Origin of the sequence: Mycobacterium sp. E3251, from assembly GCF_001666835.1 — a bacterium.
GTDB lineage: Bacteria > Actinomycetota > Actinomycetes > Mycobacteriales > Mycobacteriaceae > Mycobacterium.
Map to the genome: position 1 here is coordinate 1 of NZ_LZJF01000065.1, position 2,158 is coordinate 2,158.

At 67.7% G+C, this 2,158-nt stretch carries 1 protein-coding gene; it reads right to left on the reverse strand.

All coding sequences use genetic code 11. The features are described from left to right. Nucleotides 1-2,158, reverse strand: a 2,158-nt coding sequence (locus A5697_RS09585; protein ID WP_068010046.1) for a LuxR family transcriptional regulator, incomplete at both ends; no start/stop codon positions are given.

Sequence of the window (2,158 nt, forward strand, 5' to 3'; positions counted from 1 at the left end):
CCGCGCCTGAGCTGCGCCAACTGGGCGCGGGAGGTGATGCCCAGTTTGGTAAATGCGTTGTGCACGTGGGTTTTCACCGTGTGGGGGGAGAGGTGCAGCTCGGTGGCGACGTCGCGGTTGGTCGCGCCCTCTGCAATCAGATTGACGACCTTGAGTTCGGAGTCGGTCAGGCTGTGCCAGCCCGTTTTTGCCCGAGTCTGGCTGACGATGCGGCGTTCCACGCCTAATCGGCGCAGCGCGCGGCCGACCCGGCGGGCATCGGCAATCGCTTCGCACTCGATGTAGGTGTCGAATGCCGCGTTCAGCTGGTCGAGCGCCTCAGCGTTGCGCTGTGCGCGAGCCAGCTCACCGCCGGCGTCCTCGGCAGCGCTTGCGTAAAGCAACGGCCGCGACGACGAACGAAGCAAATCCGCGACAGCCACCAATGCCGGGGCGTCACATTCTAGGATCCCGCGGGCATATCCGGCGACGCCCGAGAACAGCGGCACAGGTGGCCGTTCACGCTCCAGCGCCTCGGTGGCCTGCAGGACCCGTGCGCGCAGGCCGGCATCGCCGGCGGCCGAGGCCACCCGCGCACCCAAGATCACCAGATCGAAGACCTCAGGCGTGACCGGTGTGCCGAGTAGCGTGACGTCGCCGAGCCAGCGCATCGCGTCATGGACGTCGTCGCGCTGCCATGCCGCCAGCGCGAGGACCTGTGCCGCTGCCCGACGTACCGTCCATGAGCCGGTGGGGTAGGCGTCACGCGCGTCATTGGCCGTCTGCTGCAGCAAGTTTCGGTCATCGATATGCACCGCCACTTCGGCCAGATGCGCCGTGCGGATCATGTCCAGATCGGTCGCGCTTGTCAGTTGTGGGCGCGGCAGCGATTCAATCTCGGCGCGAGCTGCCGACAACCGGCCCGCCGCGAGATGGACCCACGCGGCAATATTGGTCCAGATATCAAGGGCCATCGCGTTGCGTTCCCGACGGGCTTGCTCTATCCCGTTTTCGATCTCGACTGCCGCCTCGTCCAACCGGCCGACAACCGCCAGGAGGTTCGCGTGGTGCGCTGCAAGCAAATCATGTGCTGCCGTCGGATCACTCCCGCGGGCGAGCGCGCAAGTCTTCTCGAGTTGGCGCAGGGCACCACCTGCATACCCATCCCCACAGTCGAGACAAGCGAGGGTGACATCGGCCACGATCTTCGACTCAAGATCACCAGTCGCTTCCGCGGCCGCGGCGGCCTCGTCGGCTGCACCGCGGTCTTGCCCACGTTGGTCGAACAGCAGGTTGTACGCCAACAAGGCCAGATGCCGCGCCCGGGTGACGTCGGTGACGCCGCCCAACTGCAGCGCCCGGCGATTCTCCTCCACCCGCCGTTGGGCGCTGTGCATATTGATCGTCGGGAGCCGGAGGCGAATTTCCGCCTCCTCCTCCGGCGACGCGGCCTCCGACAGCGCCGTAACGGCCAATTCTTCGGCCTCGCTGTGGCGACTCGCCCTATTGAGCCACTCCACCGTTTCCGCGACCACGGATCCATGCTCAGCGTCGTCGGCGGGCAACAGCTCCAACGCACGCTTGCTCAAATCTGCGGCCGCGCTCGCATCGCCACGGCCAACCGATTGCGCGGCTCGGCGCAGCGCGTCGATCGCCTCAAGGTCTCCGGGCTCGGCGCTGCGCGCCAGCTGGGTGGCCACCTCGGCCGGGGCCGCACCCATCCCTAGCATGACCGACGCCGATTGGCGCTCCATCGCCCGCCGCAGCGACTGCGGCAAGCACTGGCGGGTGGCCTCACGCAGCAAGTCATGCCGAAACCGCAACTGCTCACCGTCTTCGACGAGCAGGTCCGCGCGCACCGCCTCCTCGAGCGCCGACAGCAAGGAGACCGGCTGGCGATCCAGCATCGTGGCCAGCAAGCCAGCCGAAAACCGGTCGGGCAGCACCGCGGCCACCCGCACCACCTCGGACGCCTCACCGGAGAGCAGGTCCAGCCGCTGGTGCATCGTCGCGCCCAGACGCCGTGGGAGCCCGTCTCCCGTGACCATCGCACGGCCGCCGGAGAGATTGAGCCGGCCCTCCTCGCCCAGCCCCCTAACCAGCTCGGTGACCAAAAACGGATTTCCGTGCGCCTTGGCGGCCAGACTCAGCAGCGGCGCATCCACCCTCGCCCGCACCG